Source organism: Amycolatopsis acidicola (genome assembly GCF_007713735.2).
Lineage (GTDB): Bacteria > Actinomycetota > Actinomycetes > Mycobacteriales > Pseudonocardiaceae > Amycolatopsis_E > Amycolatopsis_E acidicola.
In genome coordinates this window covers 34,716-53,733 of sequence record NZ_VMNW02000062.1, presented here as the reverse complement: position 1 = coordinate 53,733, position 19,018 = coordinate 34,716, and the positions used below count along the sequence as shown (strand labels likewise).

Annotated in this window: 19 protein-coding genes; 8 read left to right on the top strand and 11 right to left on the bottom strand. The window is 71.3% G+C overall.

Annotation, left to right across the window (positions count from 1 at the left end; genetic code table 11):
• Positions 1–222, bottom strand: a 222-nt coding sequence (locus FPZ12_RS31260; RefSeq protein WP_279537840.1) for an acetyl-coenzyme A synthetase N-terminal domain-containing protein, incomplete at its 3' end; no start/stop codon positions are given.
• A gap of 134 nt (positions 223–356) precedes the next feature.
• Between FPZ12_RS31260 and FPZ12_RS31255 the strand changes: the two genes are divergently transcribed.
• From FPZ12_RS31255 to FPZ12_RS31240, 4 genes are read left to right on the top strand one after another with little or no spacing between them, the layout of a single operon-like run.
• On the top strand, positions 357–1,400 hold the full coding sequence (locus tag FPZ12_RS31255; protein WP_144757304.1) for a sensor histidine kinase: 1,044 nt from the start codon (positions 357–359) through the stop codon (positions 1,398–1,400).
• Between the two features lie 22 nt (positions 1,401–1,422).
• Positions 1,423–2,187 (top strand): LytR/AlgR family response regulator transcription factor, encoded by a 765-nt coding sequence (locus FPZ12_RS31250; RefSeq protein WP_144757306.1) that lies wholly within the window; start codon positions 1,423–1,425, stop codon positions 2,185–2,187.
• Positions 2,184–2,534, top strand: coding sequence for a hypothetical protein (locus FPZ12_RS31245; protein WP_144757308.1), 351 nt, complete (start codon positions 2,184–2,186; stop codon positions 2,532–2,534). The genes FPZ12_RS31250 and FPZ12_RS31245 overlap by 4 nt, the downstream gene beginning before the upstream one ends.
• Positions 2,531–4,240 (top strand): sodium/solute symporter, encoded by a 1,710-nt coding sequence (locus FPZ12_RS31240; protein ID WP_144757310.1) that lies wholly within the window; start codon positions 2,531–2,533, stop codon positions 4,238–4,240. The genes FPZ12_RS31245 and FPZ12_RS31240 overlap by 4 nt, the downstream gene beginning before the upstream one ends.
• A 340-nt stretch (positions 4,241–4,580) precedes the next feature.
• Here the strand turns inward: FPZ12_RS31240 and FPZ12_RS31235 are convergent, their stop codons facing one another.
• Complete coding sequence (locus FPZ12_RS31235) at positions 4,581–5,192, bottom strand: TetR/AcrR family transcriptional regulator (protein ID WP_144757312.1); 612 nt, start codon at positions 5,190–5,192, stop codon at positions 4,581–4,583.
• 128 nt (positions 5,193–5,320) lie between these two features.
• On the opposite strand from FPZ12_RS31235, the gene FPZ12_RS31230 reads away from it, so the two are divergent.
• From FPZ12_RS31230 to FPZ12_RS31215, 4 genes are all read left to right on the top strand, one after another.
• The gene (locus FPZ12_RS31230) at positions 5,321–6,073 is read left to right on the top strand and encodes an SDR family oxidoreductase (RefSeq protein ID WP_144757313.1); all 753 of its coding nucleotides are present in this window, start codon (positions 5,321–5,323) and stop codon (positions 6,071–6,073) included.
• Positions 6,070–6,855 (top strand): SDR family oxidoreductase, encoded by a 786-nt coding sequence (locus FPZ12_RS31225; RefSeq protein ID WP_144757315.1) that lies wholly within the window; start codon positions 6,070–6,072, stop codon positions 6,853–6,855. Before FPZ12_RS31230 ends, FPZ12_RS31225 begins: the two co-directional genes overlap by 4 nt.
• Before the next feature lie 64 nt (positions 6,856–6,919).
• A complete protein-coding gene (locus tag FPZ12_RS31220) occupies positions 6,920–8,020 on the top strand; it encodes an epoxide hydrolase family protein (protein ID WP_144757318.1) in 1,101 nt (366 codons plus the stop codon).
• 5 nt (positions 8,021–8,025) lie between these two features.
• Positions 8,026–8,478, top strand: a complete 453-nt coding sequence (locus FPZ12_RS31215) for a nucleoside deaminase (protein WP_144757320.1) — start codon at positions 8,026–8,028, stop codon at positions 8,476–8,478.
• A 180-nt stretch (positions 8,479–8,658) separates the two neighbouring features.
• Here the strand turns inward: FPZ12_RS31215 and FPZ12_RS31210 are convergent, their stop codons facing one another.
• The 9 genes from FPZ12_RS31210 to FPZ12_RS31170 all read right to left on the bottom strand — a co-directional run bounded on the left by FPZ12_RS31210 (position 8,659) and on the right by FPZ12_RS31170 (position 18,965).
• A complete protein-coding gene (locus FPZ12_RS31210) occupies positions 8,659–8,868 on the bottom strand; it encodes a hypothetical protein (RefSeq protein ID WP_144757339.1) in 210 nt (69 codons plus the stop codon).
• Positions 8,869–8,982: 114 nt separating this feature from the next.
• Positions 8,983–9,636 (bottom strand): TetR/AcrR family transcriptional regulator, encoded by a 654-nt coding sequence (locus FPZ12_RS31205; protein WP_144757341.1) that lies wholly within the window; start codon positions 9,634–9,636, stop codon positions 8,983–8,985.
• A complete protein-coding gene (locus FPZ12_RS31200; protein ID WP_144757322.1) occupies positions 9,633–10,463 on the bottom strand; it encodes an SDR family oxidoreductase in 831 nt (276 codons plus the stop codon). The genes FPZ12_RS31205 and FPZ12_RS31200 overlap by 4 nt, the downstream gene beginning before the upstream one ends.
• 259 nt (positions 10,464–10,722) lie before the next feature.
• Positions 10,723–11,880 carry an acyl-CoA dehydrogenase family protein gene (locus FPZ12_RS31195; protein WP_144757324.1) on the bottom strand — a complete coding sequence of 386 codons (1,158 nt, stop codon included), beginning with the start codon at positions 11,878–11,880 and terminating at the stop codon, positions 10,723–10,725.
• Positions 11,881–11,883: 3 nt separating this feature from the next.
• Entirely contained in the window at positions 11,884–13,758 is a 1,875-nt protein-coding gene (locus FPZ12_RS31190; RefSeq protein ID WP_144757326.1) for an acetyl/propionyl/methylcrotonyl-CoA carboxylase subunit alpha, read from the bottom strand.
• Positions 13,759–13,763: 5 nt separating this feature from the next.
• Positions 13,764–15,362 carry an acyl-CoA carboxylase subunit beta gene (locus FPZ12_RS31185; protein ID WP_208026087.1) on the bottom strand — a complete coding sequence of 533 codons (1,599 nt, stop codon included), beginning with the start codon at positions 15,360–15,362 and terminating at the stop codon, positions 13,764–13,766.
• Positions 15,359–16,498: an acyl-CoA dehydrogenase family protein gene (locus FPZ12_RS31180; RefSeq protein ID WP_243770116.1), complete on the bottom strand. Its 1,140-nt coding sequence runs from the start codon at positions 16,496–16,498 to the stop codon at positions 15,359–15,361. Before FPZ12_RS31180 ends, FPZ12_RS31185 begins: the two co-directional genes overlap by 4 nt.
• Complete coding sequence (locus tag FPZ12_RS31175; RefSeq protein WP_144757330.1) at positions 16,495–18,180, bottom strand: acyclic terpene utilization AtuA family protein; 1,686 nt, start codon at positions 18,178–18,180, stop codon at positions 16,495–16,497. Before FPZ12_RS31175 ends, FPZ12_RS31180 begins: the two co-directional genes overlap by 4 nt.
• The gene (locus FPZ12_RS31170) at positions 18,177–18,965 is read right to left on the bottom strand and encodes a TIGR03084 family metal-binding protein (protein WP_144757332.1); all 789 of its coding nucleotides are present in this window, start codon (positions 18,963–18,965) and stop codon (positions 18,177–18,179) included. Before FPZ12_RS31170 ends, FPZ12_RS31175 begins: the two co-directional genes overlap by 4 nt.
• Positions 18,966–19,018 lie beyond the last annotated feature (53 nt).

Here is a 19,018-nt window from a genome sequence, read left to right as displayed (position 1 = left end):
GCCCACGAACCACTTCGCGAACGGCGCCCCCGACCAATCCAGCACCCGGGACCACTTCGTATCCCACGACAACCGCTCCGCCTGCTCCGCCCAAAACGCCTCACGATCGGCGTCTGCCCGGCCGTACGATTCAGCCTTTTCGTTGGCGTTCGCGGCAAATCCCTCCGGCGGGGGAAACGTCCGGTTTTCCGTCAGCAGGTTCGACAGAGCGTCGTTGGTCATGCGGCGCAAGATAAGCCCGTCTTGTGCCGGTCGTCACGATGTCCACGACGGACGGTAGCCGAACCGGGACGAACGGTTGACGAGCGTCGGCCTACAATCGATGACCGACCGTCGGTGAAGATGAGGTGGGTGGGATGCTGGTCCGCCTGGGCAACCGGACGAAGGACGCGACGCCGCAGGTCCTCGCCGCGGCCCGCCGGATCACCCGGGACCTGCGCGACGGCACGGGTTCGATCCGTGCCCGCCGCGCGCTCCGCCGCATCCGCCGGCTCCTCGGCGCCGACGCCGCCGGTTTCGCCGATCTGTCCGGCACCACCACCTGGATCGGCCCGGTGCCCGACGAGCCGGTCGTCGCCGCGCTCGTCCACGATGCGCTTCATTCCGAGGCGACGCAAGAGAAATCCCCGCTCATCGCGGTGCCGCTGCGGATCAGGGACGAACTGGGCGGGGCGCTGCTGGTGTCCGGCCGGGTCTCCTCCGCCGCGGTGCGCGAGGCGGCGGCGCTCGTCGGGCACGCCGTGGAGCGGGGCAAGCTGGAGGCGTCGGCGGACCAGGCCGCGCAGGCCGAACTCCGCGCGCTGCGGGCGGAAATCTCGCCGCACTTCGTCTACAACGCACTGACCGTGATCTCGTCGCTGGTGACGTCCGAACCGGACAGGGCGCGCGAGCTGATGCTCGATTTCGCCGACTACACCCGTTACAGCCTGGCCAAGCACGGCGAGTACACGATGCTCGCCGAGGAGTTCCACGCCATCGAGACCTACCTGGCCCTGCAGAAGGCGGTGCTCGGCGAACGACTGCACGTCCAGGTGCGGGTGGCGCCCGAGGTGCTCGCCGTCGCGGTGCCGTATCTGGTGCTGGAACCGTTGGTGGAGAACGCGATCCGGCACGGCATCGAGCCGAGGGCGGGCACCGGCACCGTAGGGGTCCGCGGCGAGGCGGAGGGCAACGACTGCGTGATCAGCGTCGAGGACGACGGGGTAGGAATGGATCCCGCGCTCGCGGCCAAGATCCTCGCCGGGGGCGAGTCCGGCGACAGCCTGGGGCTGGCCAATGTGGACCGTCGGCTCCGGACGGTCTACGGCCCCTGGTTCGGCCTGGTGGTCGAAACGGCGCCGGGCGCGGGATGCAAGGTCGTGGTGCGGGTGCCCCGCTTCCAGCCTGGAGTGATGCCGTGAGTGAGCTGGCGAAGGAGGACCGATGAGCCTGCGGGTGCTCGCGGTCGACGACGTGCCGCCCGCGCTGGACGAGCTGACCCGGATGCTGCGCGCGGCCCCGGAGGTCGGTGAGGTGACCGCCGTGCACGACCCGCTCGCGGCGGTGAAGTCGTTGCGGGCGGGCGGGTTCGACGCCGCGTTCCTCGACATCGCGATGCCGGGGCTGGACGGGCTTGAACTGGCGGGGCTGCTGTCGCGGCTGGCTCAGCCGCCCGCGGTGGTGTTCGTCACCGCCTACGACGAGCACGCGGTAAGCGCTTTCGGCGTGGGCGCGGTGGACTACGTGCTCAAGCCGATCCGCACCGAACGGCTCGCCGCCGCGCTGGCGAAGGTGAACCGGATGGTGCTCGCGCTGCGCGCCGAGGCCGCGGGCGTCACACCGTCCACAGTGGACGCCATGCCCGCGCTCGCGGTGGAGTCGGGCGGGCGCACCAGCTACGTGCACCGCGACGACGTCCAGTTCATCGAGGCGCGCGGCGACTACGTGCGGCTGCACACCCGGCGCGAGGTGCACGAGGTGCGGATGCCCATGTCCCGCCTGGAGGAGTACTGGGAGGAACGCGGTTTCGTGCGCAGCCACCGGGGTTTCCTGGTGAACCTGCACGCGGTCCGCGAGCTGCGCAGCGACTCCGTCGGCGGGGTCCTCGCGCACACCGCGGCCGGGGACGTGCCGGTCAGCCGCCGCCACGCCCGCGAGTTGCGCGAGCGCCTGCTGCAGGCGGCGCAGCGCGGAGAGCTCGGCCGGTGACCCGCACCCGCCGCGTGGCTGTCACCAGTCCGCAAACGAGGCTCGCGCACGCGCACCGCCGCGCGGGCGGGCCCTGGCGCGTGCCGCGCATGGAGGCCACGGAAACCGCCCGTGCGTTCGACGCCTACCGCAGGCAACGCCGTCCGGCCCTGATCACGCTGGCCGTCACGGCGTTGCTGTTGTGCGGGCTGCCCGTGGTGTTCCGGCTGCTCCCCGGGCTCGATCACGTGCGGCTGCTGGGTTTCCCGTTGTCGTGGCTGATGCTCGGGGTGCTGCCGTTCCCGGTGATGGTGCTGCTCGCGGTGTGGCAGCTGCGCCGCGCCGAGGAGATCGAGGACGACCGGTGATCGCGGTCATCGCGGTGCTGCCGGTGGTGCTGGCGACCCTGCTCATCGGCGTGCGCGGGGTCGCGGCGATGCGCACCACGTCGGACTTCCTGGTGGCGTCACGGCGGATCTCGCCCGTGCTGAACTCGGCCGCGGTGTCCGGCGAGTACCTCTCCGCCGCCTCTTTCCTCGGCGTGGCCGGGCTGGTCGTCAAGGACGGCATCGGATCCCTCTGGTACACCGTGGGTTTCACCGCCGGGTACCTCGTGATGCTGGCGCTGATCGCGGCCCCGATGCGGCGTTCGGGCGCGCTCACCGTGCCCGGGTTCGCCGAGGCGCGCCTGGCTTCGGCCACGCTGCGCCGGCTGGCCGCGGTCACGGTGCTGGTGATCGGCGTGCTGTACCTGATCCCGCAGTTCCGCACGGCGGGCCTCGTGCTCAGCGCGGTGAGCGGCACGCCGTACTGGGTGGGCGTGGTGATCGCGGGTGCCGCGGTCAGCGTCACGCTCGCGCTCGGCGGGATGCGCGCGGCGACGTACGTGCAGGCGTTCCAGTTCGTGCTGAAGCTGGTGCTGCTGGTGGTTCCCGCGCTGTGGCTGGTGATCACCGTCGGCCCCGCGGTGCGCGCGGAAGCCGTGCACCCGGTGGAGTTTTCGCGGTTCGGCAAGGACACCGCGGTCACCTTCGAGGTCGACGTGACGCTGCGCCTGACCGAGCCGACCCCGATCCGCTCCTCCGACGGCACCCTGCGCGTGTACCCGCCGGGCGAGCTGTCGATGGGCTCCGGCGAGCGCGTCACCTTCCCCGCCGGGGCGCCGGTGCCGACGGCGGACGGCGGGCGGCTGCCGGGCGCGCCGGGGTGGGAGCGGCCGCTGCTGGACATCGGCGGCAGCGGGTACCCGCTGCTGAGCACGCTGGCCGTGCTGATGGCGACCGTGCTCGGCACGATGGGCCTGCCGCACGTGCTGATGCGCTTCCACACCAGCCCGGACGGCCGGGCCGCGAGGCGCACCGCGGCGATCACCATCGGGCTGCTGAGCGTGTTCTACCTCGTGCCCGGCGTGTACGGGCTGCTGGGGAAAGTCCTTGTGCCGCAACTGTATTTGACCGGGGCGACGGACACCGCGGTGGTCGCGCTGCCGAGCCAGGTGGACACCGGGTGGGCGGGCACCACGTTCACCGCGCTGCTCACCGCGGGCGCGTTCGCCGCGTTCCTGGCCACCTCGCTGGGGCTCCTGCTCGTGGTCTCCGGCGCGACGGCGCACGACCTGATGTCCGGCGGCCTGCGCACGCTGCGGACGGCGGTGCTGGTCACCGCCGCCGGGGTCGTGCTGCTCGCGCTGCCCGCCGCCCCGATCGACGCCGACGTGCTCGTCACGTGGGCGTTCACCGTGGCCGCGGCCACCTTCTGTCCCTTGCTGGTGCTGGGAATCTGGTGGTCGAGGCTGACCGCGCCGGGCGCCATCGCGGGCGTGCTGACCGGGCTGGTGTCCGTCTCGGCGTCGATCCTGCTGGCGCTGTCCGGCCCGCCGCTGCACGGCTGGGCGGAGGTGCTCGTCGCCCGGCCGGCGCCGTGGGCGGTGCCGCTGGCTTTCGCCGTGATGGTGCTGGTTTCCCGGCTGGGGCGGCCGCCGTCGTGGTCGCGCGCCGCGATGTTGCGGCTGCACCTCGGGGAAGGCGTGCCCCGGGAAGTCCCCGTGCCCCGGGCGCCACTCGGCCACGGGTGACGCCGGGGCCACGGTGGCCGCCCCGTCCCCATGTCGGCCGCCCGCGGCGGTGTGTTGGCCACCCGCGGCGGTGTCTTGGCCGCCCAGGGCGGTGTCTTGGCCCTCCGCAGCGCGCCACCCCGGACCCGCCGACACGGGATTCGCCACCGCACCGACGGAAACGGCCAACACACGTGCAGAAACAGCCAACACACCAACCGGGGCGGCCAACACGCGCGCGGGAACGGCCAATACACCGACCGGGGCGGCCAACATGCGAGTGGGGTGGGGCGGTCCGCCGGACCACCCCAGGGGAGGTGAGCGACCGCTTAGTATGTGCGGTAGCGTGGGCCTCGTGAGGTCAGGCAGTGGCGCCGAGCATGCGCAGCACGAGCTCGCCGTACTCCTTGGCGAGCGCTTTCGGCGTCTTGCCGATCCGGTCGCTGTACCAGCGCGCCACGTCCACGCCGAGCGAGAGCACCGCGCGGGCCGCCGTGCGCAGGTCGCCCACGGAAAGCTCGCCCTGCTCCACGCCCTCCGCGATCACCTCCCGCATGTGCTGCTCGATGCGCCGCCGCAGGTCCGCGACCACCGCGTACTCCTGTTCGGGCAGCGCCTGCAGCTCGTACTGCACGACGCGCGCCACCGTGTGCCGCCGCGCGTGCCACGAGACGAAGTCCTCCACGATCTTGCGGATCCGCTCCTTCGCGGGCTCGTCCCGCTTGGCCACGCTCTCGACGAGGGTCAGCGTCTGCTCGTGCCCGCTCTTGCTGATCGCGAACAGCAGCGCGGCCTTCGACGGGAAGTGCACGTACAGCGCGGCCGGGCTCATGCCGGCGGCCGCGGCGATGTCCCGGGTGGTCGTGGCGTGGTATCCCCGGCTCGCGAAGGATTCGACCGCGGCCAGCATGAGCCGCCGTGCCGCTTCGGGCTGGACGTCGGGCCAGAGTTCGGCCGACAGCGAGATGGTCATCGCGCGATCCTCCCAAGATCGAACCGCGTAGCGGCGGACTTGCCGCGCCGCTCGTCACCACGGCGGCCGGGCCTTGCACAGTGTAAGCGGGCGCTTAGCCGCGCCGGGCATCGGAGGAGAGAAGCACAGTGAACTCGTTCAAGGACCGCGTCGCGATCGTCACCGGGGCGAGCCGGGGCATCGGCCTCGGCATCGCCCACGAGCTGGTGCAGCGGGGCGCGAAGGTGTGCATCACCGCGCGTAAACCCGAGCCGCTGGCCGAGGCCGTGAACGAGCTCGGCGGGCCGGGCGTGGCGATCGCCGTGCCGGGCAAGGCCGACGACCCGGCGCACCAGCAGGAGACGGTCGCGAAGACCATCGAGACCTTCGGCAGCCTCGACATGCTGGTCAACAACACCGGCATCAACCCGGTGTTCGGCCCGATCGCTGACGTCGACCTCGAGGCCGCGGCGAAGATCCTCGCGGTCAACGTGCTGGCGCCGCTGGCCTGGACCAGGCTCGCGCGCGACGCCTGGCTGGGCGAGCACGGCGGCTCGATCGTGAACGTCGCTTCGATCGCCGGGCTGCGGGCCTCGCCGGGCATCGGCATGTACGGCGTGTCCAAGGCCGCGGTGATCCGGATGACGCAGGAGCTCGCGGTCGACCTGAGCCCGGGCATCCGCGTCAACGCCGTGGCGCCCGCGGTGGTCAAGACCAAGTTCGCCACCGCGCTGTACGAGGGCCGCGAGGCGGAGGTCTCGTCGGCATACCCGCTCAAGCGGCTCGGCGTGCCCGAGGACATCGCGGGCGCGGTCGCCTTCCTGCTCTCCGACGACGCCGGCTGGATCACCGGGCAGACCCTCGTGCTCGACGGCGGCGTGACCCTGGGCGGTGGCCTGTGAGCCTCGAGCTGAAGGGCGCCGGGGTCGTCATCACCGGGGGCGGCGGCGGGATCGGCGGCGCGCTGGCGCGGAAGTTCGCGGCGCGGGGCGCCCGGGTGATCGTGGCCGACCTCGACGAACAGGGCGCGGCCCGCGTCGCCGGGGAGATCGGCGGCAGCTGGATCGCCGTGGACGCGGCGTCCGAGTCCGGGGTGGAGCAGCTGATCACCACGGCCCGCGCCGAGCTGGGCACGATCGATCTGTTCTGCGCCAACGCGGGCGTCGCCCCGCACGGCGGCCCGGAAGCGCCCGAGGACCAGTGGGCGAAGGCGTGGAACGTCAACGTGATGGCCCACGTGCGGGCCGCGAAACTGCTGCTGCCGGACTGGCTGGAGCGCGGGCGCGGGCATTTCCTCGCCACGGTTTCGGCCGCCGGCCTGCTGACGATGCTGGGCTCGGCGCCGTACTCGGTGACGAAGCACGGCGCGCTGGCGTTCGCGGAGTGGCTGCGGGCGACGTACCAGCACCGCGGGATCACGGTGCAGGCCGTGTGCCCGCAGGGCGTGCGCACGAACATGCTCGCCGGCACGGGCACCGGCGGCGAGATGCTGATGGCCGCGTCGGCGATCGAGCCGGAGCAGGTGGCCGACGCCGTGCTGGATTCCTTGTCCGACGGGCGTTTCCTCGTGCTGCCGCATCCGGAGGTCGCGGACTACTACGCGGCGCGCGCGACCGAGCCGGACCGCTGGCTCGGCGGGATGAACAAACTGCAGCGCAAGATCGAAGAGGCCACCGGGGCCTGAAAAGCCGGAACCGGGCCCGGTTTGCGGTCCGGTTCCGGCCGCTAGTGCCCCTAGGGTCGGTGGTATGAGCGAGATCAGCCCGTTCCGCATCGACATCCCGCAGGCCCAGCTCGACGATCTGCACGCGAGGCTGGACCTGACCCGCTGGCCCGACGAGCTGCCCGGCGTCGGCTGGAGCTACGGCGTCCCCAAGGGTTATCTCCAGGGGCTCGCGCGCTACTGGCGCCACGACTACGACTGGCGCGCGCAGGAGCGGCTGCTGAACGGGTTTCCGCAGTACACCACCGAAATCGACGGTCAGCGGGTGCATTTCCTGCACGTCGGGTCCTCGCGCGCGGACGCGCTGCCGCTGATCATCACGCACGGCTGGCCCGGTTCGGTCGCGGAGTTCCTGCGGATCATCGAGCCGCTCGCGGCGGACTTCCACCTCGTGATCCCCTCGATCCCCGGGTACGGATTCTCCGGCCCCACCACCGAAACCGGCTGGAACTCGGCACGCGTGGCCCGCGCCTGGGCCGAGTTGATGCGGCGCCTCGGCTACGAGCGCTACGCGGCGCACGGCGGTGACTGGGGCGCGGTGATCTCGCGGGAACTGGGGCGGGTGGACGCCGAGCACGTGGTGGGCGTACACGTCACGATGGTGCTGGGCCGGTCGTCCGGCGCCGAACTGACCGAGGACGAAAAGCTGCGGCTGGCCGGGCGTGAGCGTTACCAGCGGGAGCTTTCCGGCTACAGCGCCGTGCAGTCGCAGCGGCCGCAGACGCTCGCGTACGCGCTCACGGATTCGCCGGCCGGGCAGCTCGCCTGGATCGTGGAGAAGTTCCTGGAGTGGACCGATTCGCGGAACGTGCCGGAGGACGCCGTCGACCGGGATCAGTTGCTCACCAACGTGATGCTGTACTGGCTCACCGGGACGGCGGGCTCGTCCGCCCGGCTGTACAAGGAATCCGCGGCGGTCTGGGTCCGGCGCGCGGAGCCCTCCCCCACCCCGATGGGCGTGGCGGTGTTCCCCCGCGACCTCGTGCTGCCCATCCGGTCGCAGGCCGAGCAGGCGAACAACATCGTGCGCTGGACGGAACTCGACCGCGGCGGGCACTTCGCCGCGATGGAGGTGCCGGACCTGCTCGTCGGCGAGCTGCGGGAGTTCTTCGGCTCGCTACGCTGAGGCGCATGAGCCTCGATCCCGCGCCCCTGCTCGCCGTCGCCCGCGAAGAAGCCCTGCTCGGCAAGTCCGAGGGCGGTGTCCCGATCGGCGCCGCACTGTTCACTGTGGACGGTGAGCTGCTCGGCCGCGGGCACAACCGGCGCGTGCAGGATGACGATCCCTCGATGCACGCGGAGACGGCCGCGTTCCGCAACGCCGGGCGCCGCCCGCACTATCGGGACACGGTCATGGTGACCACGCTGTCGCCGTGCTGGTACTGCAGCGGGCTGGTGCGGCAGTTCGCGATCCCGCACGTGATCATCGGCGAGGCGCGGACGTTCTCCGGCGGCCACGACTGGCTCGCCGTGAACGGCACCGGCATCACGGTGGTCGACGACCCGGAGTGCGTGGCGTTGATGGAGGAGTTCATCGCCGCCCGCCCCGAGCTGTGGTTCGAAGACATCGGCACAAGCGAGTAGCGGAGCGGGCGTGGCCCCGGACGCGAGCGGCCGTTCGTGAGCAACGTACCGGCCGCGCGCCCCGCTCAAGCAGCTACAGACACCCGCGCCCGGCAGCCGTCAACTCAGCCGTGCCGCCATCGCCCGCCATACGGACATAGCCACCGTCGGCCAGGGCAGCCATGGGCCAGGGCACCCCGCTCAAGCAGCTACCGGCACGCCCAGCACCGCGCGCCCGGCAGCCGTCAGCTCGGCGGCGGTGCCGTCGTCCGCGAGGCGGATATAGCCACCGTGGGCGAGGGCGTGCGCGGTCATCTGGTCGCAGCACGGCACGCCGTCGATGAACAGGTCGGGTTCGCAGCTGCTGGACATGCGCGCACGGCCCTCCGCGACTGCTCTCAGCATCGACATCGCGCGATGCGATAGCTCCTCGGCCACCGTAATCATCCCCTCGGGTGAACTTGCCTGCACTGAGTTATCGCTCATTGCTCCATTAGTGTTAGCTACTAGAGCAGAGTGGCTTCGTCAACGTGAGATACCCGTGACTTGGCGCTCAGTGGGACGCTCGTCCCCCTCGCCGGGTTCCGGCAGGCTCGTCCCCAGTACCCGCGCCCACTGCCGCACGATCCGGCGGCGGCGCTTCGTGTCGTCGGTGAGCAGGTTCGCCAGGCCGAGCCCGCGCGCCAGATCGAGGGTGGCCTGGACCAGCTCCCGCACCCCGGGATGCGACTCGTCCACGCCGAGCAGCTCCAGCGCGACCCGGTGCGCCTCCCGCCCGACCTGTGCCTCGAGCGGCGCGAGCGTGGCGCGCAGGGCTTCGTCGGCCGAGGCCACCACCCACAGGTGCAGCGCCGCGCGGAACATCGGGCCGGCGTACAGGTTGAGCAGCATGTCCACGACCGGCTCGATCCGCGACTCCCCCGCGGGCAGCTCGGCCGCCTGCCTCCGCAGCTGCGCGACCTGGACCTCGCCGACGTACTCGACGGCCGCGGTCACGAGGTCCTCGCGGGTGCGGAAGTGGTGCTGCGCCGCCCCGCGCGACACCCCCGCGCGCCGCGCGATAACGGTGACGGTGGTGCCGCTCCAGCCCAGCTCGCCGAGGCATTCGACGGCCGCCTCGATCAGCCGCCGCCGCGTGGTGCGGCTGCGCTCCTGCTGGGGTTCGCGGGGCGTGCTCAGGACGGCTCCACCCAGAAGTCCAGCCGCAGGTCCTCCTCGCGTTCGCACAGCCGGTACTTCGCGAAGTCGGTGACCCCTTCGGCGGCGAGCACCTCGTCGTCGATGTAGAAGTTGCCGGTGGCGTCGCGGCTGGGTTTGGTGAGGATCGCGTACGCGGCGTCGGCCATGATCTCGGGGGTGCGCGAGTAGTTCGCCAGCTCCGCGCCGACGACGTTGCGGATCGCCGCGGTGTCGATTGTGGTGCGCGGCCACAGCGAGTTCGCCGCGATGCCGTCCTTGCGCAGCTCCGCCGAGAGGCCGACGGTCACGAGGCTCATCGAGTACTTCGCGATGCTGTAGGCGAGATGCCCGGCCTCGAACCATTTCTCCTCGAGGCTGATCGGCGGGGACAGCGTGAGCACGTGCGGGTTCGCGCTCCGGCGCAGGTGCGGGATCGCGAGCTTCGACAGCAGGAACGAGCCGCGCGCGTTGATGTCCTGCATCAGGTCGTAGCGTTTCATGCTGACCGACTCGGTCGGGCTGAGGTCGATGGCGCTGGCGTTGTTCACGACGATGTCGATCCCGCCGAAGGTCTCCACGGTCTTCGCGACCGCGGCCGCCACGACGTCGTCGTCCCGGACGTCGCCGAGGATCGGCAGCGCGTGCCCGCCCGCGTCCTCGATCGCCTTCGCGGCGGTGTGGATCGTGCCGGGCAGCTTCGGGTGCGGTTCCGCCGTTTTGGCCAGCAGCGCGACATTCGCCCCGTCGCGGGCCGCGCGCACGGCGATCGCCTCGCCGATCCCGCGGCTGCCGCCGGACATGATCAGGGTCTTACCGGACAGGGACATCGTCACTCCTAATAGGACTGTTTGAGAAGCGGCGGAGCCGCTTGTTGTGGGCCGCCAACCGGCACCGCCGGGGGTTCTGAGACGGTTCCTGGCGAGGACAGCTCCGACGCCGTGAAGGCACTGTCGCGCGAAGCGTGTCCGCCAGGGGTGGCGGCCGGGCTGGCGGGTGGGAATTCATCAGAAGGAGATCCCGGAGTCAGGGACCGTCTCAGGTTCCCCTACCCGCACCGCCACGCAAGCCACCTTCACCTCATCACTCCTAATAGGACTTGGGGAGGCCGAGGCTGTGCTGGGCCACGAAGTTGAGCACCATCTCGCGGCTGACCGGGGCGATGCGGCCGACGCGCACGGCGCCGAGAAGCGAACCGAGCCCGTATTCCGAGGCGAGCCCGTTGCCGCCGTGCACCTGGACGGCCGTGTCGACGGCCTTGATCGCCGCCTCCGCCGCCGCGTACTTGGCCATGTTCGCGGCCTCGCCCGCGCCGAAGTCGTCACCGGAGTCGTAGAGCGCGGCGGCCTTCTGGGTCATCAGCTTCGCCAGCTCCAGCTCGATCTTCACCTGCGCCAGCGGGTGCGCGAGGCCCTGGTGGCTGCCGATCGGCGCCTTCCACACGCTGCGTTCCCTGGCGTACGCGACGCCCTTGTCCAGCGCGTACCGGGCCACGCCGACGGAGAACGACGCGCCCATGATCCGCTCCGGGTTCAGCCCCGCGAACAGCTGCGCCAGCGCCGCGTCCTCCGAGCCGACGAGTGCGTCGTAGGGCAGCCGCACGTCGTCGAGGAACAGCTGGAACTGCTTGTCCGCCGAAATCAGGTCCATCTCGATCTGCCGGTACTCGAACCCGGGCGTGTCGGTGGGCACGACGAACAGCGCGGGCTTGAGCTTGCCGGTCTTCGCCTCCTCCGTGCGCCCGACGACGAGCACCGCCTCGGCCTCGTCCACGCCCGAGATGAACACCTTGCGCCCGTTGAGGATCCAGTCGCTCCCGTCGCGGCGGGCGGTGGTGGTGATGCGGTGGGAGTTCGAGCCCGCGTCCGGTTCCGTGATGGCGAACGACATCCGCAGCTCACCGGTGGCGAACCGCGGCAGCCAGCGGGTTTTCTGCTCGTCGGTGCCGTACCGGGCGATCACGGTGGCGCAGATCGCCGGGGACACCACCATCAGCAGCATCGGCGTGCCCGCCGCGCACAGCTCCTCGCACACCGCGGCGAGATCGCCGATCCCGGCGCCACCGCCGCCGTACTCCTCCGGCACCGACACGCCGAGGTAGCCGAGCCGGCCCGCCTCATCCCACAGTTCCGTCGTTTTCCCGCCGCCCCGGGCGAGTTTCGTGTACCACTCGTGGCCGTAGCGGCGGCCGAGGTCGCCCACCGCCTTGCGCAGCGCCTGCCGTTCCTCGGATTCGGTGAAGCTCACGGGTCACTCCTTCGTCACGACGGCGAGCACGGCGCCGACTTCGACCTGCTGTCCGGCGGACACGGGCAGCTCCGCGACCACGCCGTCGGCGGGCGCGGTGATCTTGTGTTCCATCTTCATGGCCTCCAGCCACAGCAAGGGATCCCCGGCCGCGACGGACGCGCCGGCCTCGACCGCGATCCGCAGCACCGTGCCCGGCATCGGCGCCACCAGCGAGCCGGCCGCGAGCGCCTGGCCCGGCTCGGTGAACCTCGGAACCGGTGTCAGCGAGACCGTCCCGACGCAGACGAGACCGGGATACCTTGCCACGTCGAAGTTCCGGCGCACCCCGTCGACGTCGAGAACCACGCGCGCCGGCGTCGCCGACACGAGCGTGATGTCCGAGCCCTCGACTTTGCCGTCGCGGTACGCGACCTCGTACTCGTTGTCCCCCACTGTGTAGCGCTTGGTCTGGGGTACCGACGGCACGTTGCGCCAGCCCGCCGGAAAGCGCCTTCCGGCACGGTTGGCCGCCGCGTCCGCGAAAGCCGCGGCCACCGCCGCGAGCCGTTCGTCGCCCAGCGGCGTGGAAAGCGCTTCCAGGCCGTGCCGGTCGAAGAACGCCGTGTCGATGTTCCCCGCCAGGAACTCCTTGTGGCGCAACACATTCACCAGCAGGTCCCGGTTCGTGCGCACCCCGTGCACCCGCGCCCCCGCCAGCGCCCCGGCGAGTTTGCGGGCCGCCTCGGCGCGGTCCGGCGCCCACGCGATCACCTTGGCCAGCATCGGGTCGTAGTGCACGCCGATCACCGAACCGTCCGCGACGCCGCTGTCCACCCGGACGTCGCCCGGCACCTCGAACCGGCGCAGCGTGCCCGTCTGCGGCTGCCAGCCCGCGGCCGGATCCTCGGCGTACAGCCGGACCTCGATCGCGTGCCCGGACGGCGCGGGCGGCTCCGCGGGCAGCGCGTGCCCCTCGGCGACGCGGATCTGCGACGCGACCAGGTCCAGCCCGAAGACCAGCTCGGTCACCGGATGCTCCACCTGCAGCCGGGTGTTCATCTCCAGGAAGAAGAACTCGCCGTCCGCCGTGGCCAGGAACTCGACCGTACCCGCGCCGACGTAGCCGATCGCCTTGGCCGCCTTCGCCGCCGCGTCGGACAGTTCGGCGCGCATCTTCGCGTCGACCAGCGGCGACGGCGCCTCCTCGAGCACCTTCTGATGCCTGCGCTGGATCGAGCATTCACGTTCGCCGACCGTCCACACGGTACCGTGCTCGTCGGCCAGCACCTGGACTTCGATGTGCCGCCCGGTTTCCAGGTACCGCTCGCAGAACACCGTCGGATCGCCGAACGCCGAAGCCGCCTCGGCGCGGGCGCTGTCCACCGCGTCCGCCAGTTCGTCCAGCGAGCGCACCACGCGCATCCCGCGCCCGCCGCCGCCCGCGGAAGCCTTGATCAGCACCGGCAGCTCCGCCTCGGTGACCGACGCGGGGTCCAATTCGGACAGTACCGGCACACCGGCGGAGGCCATGATCCGTTTGGCCTCCACTTTGGACCCCATCGAGGCGATCGCGGCCGGGGGCGGCCCGATCCAGGTCAGCCCGGCGTCGAGTACCGCCTGGGCGAACCCGGCGTTCTCCGAGAGGAATCCGTAGCCAGGGTGCACCGCGTCCGCGCCGGTCGCTTTCGCCGCCGCGACGAGGAGATCCGGCCGCAGGTAGGTGTCCGAAGGCGCGTCGCCCGGCAGCCGGACGGCGGCGTCGGACTCGGCGACGTGCGGGGAACCGGCGTCGGCGTCGGAGAACACCGCGGCCCGCGCGATGCCCAGCCCGGCGCAGGTGCGGAAGACGCGGCGGGCGATCTCGCCCCGGTTCGCGACCAGAATGCTGGTGATCATCGCCCTCACATCCGGAAGACGCCGAAGCCGTCGGCGCCCCTGATCGGTCCATTGTGGATCGCGGACAGGCTCAGCCCGAGCACCGTGCGGGTGTCGCGCGGGTCGATGATCCCGTCGTCGTAGAGCATCCCGGACAGGAACATCGGCATCGACTCGGCCTCGATCTGCTGTTCCACCATGGCACGCATGGCCTTGTCGCCCTCTTCGTCGTAGTCCTGGCCGCGCCCCGCGGCGGCCGCACGGGCGACGATGGAGAGCACGCCGGCCAGCTGCTGCGGCCCCATCACCGCGGACTTCGCGCTCGGCCACGCGAACAGGAACCGCGGGTCGTAGGCCCGCCCGCACATGCCGTAGTGCCCGGCGCCGTAGGAGGCGCCCATCAGCACGGAGATGTGGGGCACCTTCGAGTTCGACACCGCGTTGATCATCATCGCGCCGTGCTTGATGATGCCGGCCTGCTCGTACTCCTTGCCCACCATGTAGCCGGTGGTGTTGTGCAGGAAGATCAGCGGCGTGTCGCTCTGGTTCGCCAGCTGGATGAACTGGGTGGCCTTCTGCGATTCCTCGCTGAACAGCACGCCCTGGGCGTTGGCGAGGATGCCGACGGGATAGCCGTGCAGGCTCGCCCAGCCGGTGACGAGGCTCGGGCCGTAGAGCGGTTTGAACTCGTCGAAGTCCGAGCCGTCCACCACCCGCGCGATCACCTCGCGCGGGTCGAAGGGCACCTTGAGGTCGCCGGGCACGATGCCGGCGAGTTCTCCGGCGTCGTAGCGCGGTTCCTCGTAGTCCGGTTTCGGTTCGGGGCCGAGCTTGTGCCAGTTGAGCCGTTTGACGATACCGCGCCCGAGCCGGATCGCGTCGTGTTCGTCGGCGGCGAGGTAGTCGGCCAGGCCGGACTTGCGGGCGTGCATCTCCGCCCCGCCCAGCGACTCGTCGTCGGACTCCTCGCCGGTGGCCATCTTCACCAGCGGCGGCCCGCCGAGGAACACCTTGGCGCGTTCCTTGACCATCACCACGTAGTCCGACATGCCGGGCAGGTACGCGCCGCCCGCCGTGGAGTTGCCGAAGACCAGCGCGATCGTGGGGATCCGCGCGGCCGAGGCGTTCGTCAGGTTGCGGAAGCTGCGCCCGCCGGGGATGAAGATCTCCTTCTGCGTGGGCAGATCCGCGCCGCCGGACTCGACGAGGTTGATCGACGGCAGCCGGTTCTGCGCCGCGATCTCCGCCGCCCGCAGCGCCTTCTTCAGCCCGGACGGGTTGGTCGCGCCGCCCTTCACGGTCGGATCGTTGGCGGTGATCATGCACTCGACGCCCTCGACCCAGCCGATCCCGGCGACCAGGCTGCCGCCGACCTGGTAGTTCGTGCCCCACGCGGCCAGCGAGGACAGCTCCAGGAACGGGGAGTCCTCGTCCAGCAGCAGCTCGACCCGCTCCCTGGCCAGGAGCTTGCCGCGGTTGCGGTGCCGTTCGACGTACTTCTCCCCGCCACCCGCGATGACCTTGGCGTGCTCGGCCTCCAGCTCGCCGAGCTTGGCCAGCATCGCGTCGCGGTTCGCGGCGTACTCCGCGCTCGAAGCGTCCACTGTGGACCGGATGACGCTCAACCCGTGTACCCCAATCGTTTCGCGGCCAGGTTGGTCAGGATCTCGGTGGTGCCGCCGCCGATGCCGAGGATGCGCACGTCGCGGTAATGCCGTTCCACCTCGGATTCGCTCATGTAGCCGAGCCCGCCGTGCAGCTGCACCGCCTCGCTGACCACCCATTCGGCCGTTTCGACGGCGCTGTTCTTGGCGAAGCAGGCCTCGGCGATGCAGTCCTCCCCCGCCACGTAGCGTTCGGCGACGTGCCGCGTGTACACGCGGGCGAGGTCGGTCTTCCGGGCCATCTCCACGAGTTTGTGCTGCACGACCTGCCGCGAGATCAGCGGCCTGCCGAAGGTCTCGCGCAAGCGGCACCAGTCCAGCGTCAGGTCCAGCGCGCGCTGCGCCGTCGCGTAGGCCTGCACCGCAAGAGAAACCCGCTCGGTGACGAACTGGGTGGCGATCTGGACGAACCCGCTGTTCTCCGGCCCGACGAGGTTCTCCACCGGCACCTTCACGTCCACATAGGACAGTTCGGCGGTGTCCGAGCAGTGCCAGCCCATCTTCTCCAGCTTGCGGCTCACCGTGAACCCGGGCGTGTCCCGCTCGACGACCAGCAATGAGATGCCGTGCGCGCCGGGCCCGCCGGTGCGCACCGCGGTGGTGACGAAGTCGGCCCGGCAGCCGGAGGTGATGAAAGTCTTGGCACCGTTGACGACGTAGTGGTCGCCTTCACGGCGGGCTGTCGTGCGGATGCCCGCGACGTCGGAGCCGCCGTCGGGCTCGGTGATCGCGAGCGAGCCGATCAGCCTGCCTTCCAGCGTCGGCCGCACCCAGCGCTCGATCTGCCGTTCGTCCCCGGCCGCGACGATGTGGGGCAGCGCGATTCCGTTGGTCAGCAGCGAAGCGATGAGCCCGCCGGAGCCGCCGGCGTACAGGATTTCCTCGGCGACCGTGAGCGCGTCGAGGTAGTCGCCGCCACCGCCGCCCGCGCTCTCCGGGAAGGACACGCCCAGCAGGCCGATTTCCCCGGCCTTGCGGTGGAGTTCGCGTGGCAGCTCACCGGCGCGCTCCCACTCGCCGAGCCGCGGCAGCACCTCGGCCTCGACGAACCGGCGCACCGTCTTGCGCAGCGCCGTCCGTTCGGGGGTTTCGATCACAACAGCTCCTCGGGGACATCGGCGTGGCGGGCGCGCAGCCATTCGCCGAACGCCTTCGCCTGCGGGTCGAACCGTGCCTGCGACGCGACTCCCTCGCCGAGCAGCCCGGTGACCACGAAGTCCAGCGCCCGCAGGTTCGGCAGGACATGGCGGCGGACCGGCAGGCCGGCGGTTTCGGGCAGCAGGCGCCGGAACTCCCCGACGGTGAGGGTGTTCGCCAGCCAGCGCCAGGCCGCGTCGCTCCGTGCCCACACGCCGAGGTTCGCGTCACCGCCCTTGTCGCCACTCCTGGCGCCGATCACGCGGCCCAGTGGCGCACGCTTCGTCTTACCGGCCAAGGGTTCCGGCAACGGAGGATCATCCACATCGGACAGTTCCCGCGTCTCTTCGGCGGGCGCGATGTCCACCCGCCTGCCGTCCGGCAGCACCGCGATGTGCGGCACCTCGCGAGCGTCCACATAGGACGCCGTGTACACCCCGAACGGCGAAGCGTCCGAAGGCGGTGCCGTGACGTGGAACCCGGGATAGCTCGCCAGCGCCAGCTCGATGCCCGCGCCGCTGAACGCCCGTCCGGCCACCTTCGGGTCCGGATCCTTGACCGCGCAGTGCAGCAGCGCGCTCGCCCGCTCCTCGGTCTCGGCGTCCTCGTGGTCGGTACGCGCGAGCGTCCACCGGATCTCGGCCGGCGGGTTGTCCTTCAGCGAGCCCTCCAGCTGCTCGCGCACGAGCGCCGCTTTCGCGTCGATGTCCAGCCCGGTAAGCACGAACGTCGTCTCGTTGCGGAAGCCGCCGAGCCGGTTGAGACACACCTTCAGCGTGGGCGGCGGCGGTTCGCCCTTCGTGCCGCTGATCCGCACCCGGTCCGGGCCGTCGTGGGCCAGCGTCATCGTGTCGAACCGGGTGGTCACGTCCGGCCCGGCATAGCGCGCGCCGGTGATCTCGTAGAGCAGCTGGGCGGTCACCGTGCCGACGTCGACCACTCCCCCGGTGCCGTCGTGCTTGGTGATCACGCTCGACCCGTCGGACTCGATCTCCGCGACCGGGAAGCCGGGCACGCCGAGGCGGTGCTCGGTGAAGAACGCGTAGTTGCCGCCGGTGGCCTGCGCGCCGCACTCGATCACGTGCCCCGCGGCGACCGCTCCGGCGAGCGCGTCGTAGTCGTCGCGGGCCCAGCCGTAGTGCGCGGCGGCCGGGCCGACGATCAGCGAGGCGTCGGTGACGCGCCCGGTCACCACGACGTCGGCGCCCGCGTTCAGGCACTCCACGATGCCCCAGGCACCGAGATAGGCATTGGCGGTCAAGGGTTTCCCGAGGTTCAGTTCGTCCACACGGGACAGTAGGTCGTCGCCCTCGACGTGCGCGACCGCGACGTCCAGGCCGAGCTTCCCGGCCAGCTCGCGGATCGCCGCCGCCAGCCCGGCCGGGTTCAGCCCGCCCGCGTTGGTGACGATCCGCACGCCCTTTTCCTTGGCCAGCGCGAGGTTCTCCTCCAGCTGGCGCAGGAACGTCTTGGCGTAGCCGCGATCCGGGTCCTTGAGCTGGTCCCTGCCGAGGATCAGCATGGTCAGCTCGGCGAGGTAGTCGCCGGTCAGGACGTCGAGCGGGCCGCCGGTCAGCATCTCCCGCACGGCGGAGAACCGGTCGCCGTAGAACCCCGAAGCGTTGCCGATGCGCAGCGTCATGCGAACTGGCCCGCCTTCCGCCCGTTCCCGGGAGGACCCGCGAAGGCCTGCGCGATCCGCAACCACTCCTCCGCGTCGGGCCCCCGCGCGACCAGATCGGTGTCCGCCGGATGACGCCGCTGGGTGATCACGAAACAGAAGTCGGCCGCGCTGCCGGTGACGCGCTGGGCGGCGTCCTCGGGGCCATAGGTCCACAGCTCGCCGTCCGGCGCGCGCAGCTCCACCCGGAACTCCTCGGCGGGCGGGGCGAGCGAATGCAGGGCGAACGAGAAGTCCCGGGTGCGCACGCCGAAGCGCGCGATGTGGCGGATCCGCGCGGTCGGCGCGCGCCGCAGGCCGAGCGCGTCGAACACGTCCTGCCCGTGCGCCCAGGTTTCCATCAGCCGCGCGGTCACCATCGAGGCCGCGCTCATCGGCGGGCCATACCAGGGGATCTTGGTGCCGTCCGGCGTGGCGCCCAACGCCTCCGCCAGCGCGGCACGCCCGTCTCGCCACTCCGCGAGCAACTGGTCGCGCGGTGTCTCCGCACCCTCCATCGCGCCCTGGTGAGCGAAGTCGTCCTCGTTCAGCAGAGCCCGCTTCACCTCGTCCGGGAACTTCTCGGGGGTCCGCACGGCGATGAGCGCCTTGGCGTCGGTCCACGCCAGGTGCGCGATCTGGTGGCGGATCGCCCAGCCCTCGGCCGGGGTCGGGGTGTCCCACGAGACGTCCGGCCGCGCGACCAGATCGTCCAGGGACTGGCTTTCCGCGGCAAGATCACCCAGGATCGGTCCCAGATCCACCACTGCACCCGCCTCCTCGCGCCGTCACGCCGAGGGTGGCACCGCCGCCAAGAAAA

Coding starts and splice junctions, on each gene's coding strand:
- FPZ12_RS31215 (WP_144757320.1), top strand. CDS start 8,026: ATGAGCCTCGATCCCGCGCCCCTGCTCGCCGTCGCCCGCGAAGAAGCC.
- FPZ12_RS31235 (WP_144757312.1), bottom strand. CDS start 5,192: ATGACCATCTCGCTGTCGGCCGAACTCTGGCCCGACGTCCAGCCCGAA.
- FPZ12_RS31255 (WP_144757304.1), top strand. CDS start 357: ATGCTGGTCCGCCTGGGCAACCGGACGAAGGACGCGACGCCGCAGGTC.
- FPZ12_RS31250 (WP_144757306.1), top strand. CDS start 1,423: ATGAGCCTGCGGGTGCTCGCGGTCGACGACGTGCCGCCCGCGCTGGAC.
- FPZ12_RS31190 (WP_144757326.1), bottom strand. CDS start 13,758: ATGATCACCAGCATTCTGGTCGCGAACCGGGGCGAGATCGCCCGCCGC.
- FPZ12_RS31210 (WP_144757339.1), bottom strand. CDS start 8,868: ATGTCGATGCTGAGAGCAGTCGCGGAGGGCCGTGCGCGCATGTCCAGC.
- FPZ12_RS31220 (WP_144757318.1), top strand. CDS start 6,920: ATGAGCGAGATCAGCCCGTTCCGCATCGACATCCCGCAGGCCCAGCTC.
- FPZ12_RS31175 (WP_144757330.1), bottom strand. CDS start 18,180: ATGACGCTGCGCATCGGCAACGCTTCGGGGTTCTACGGCGACCGGTTC.
- FPZ12_RS31200 (WP_144757322.1), bottom strand. CDS start 10,463: ATGTCCCTGTCCGGTAAGACCCTGATCATGTCCGGCGGCAGCCGCGGG.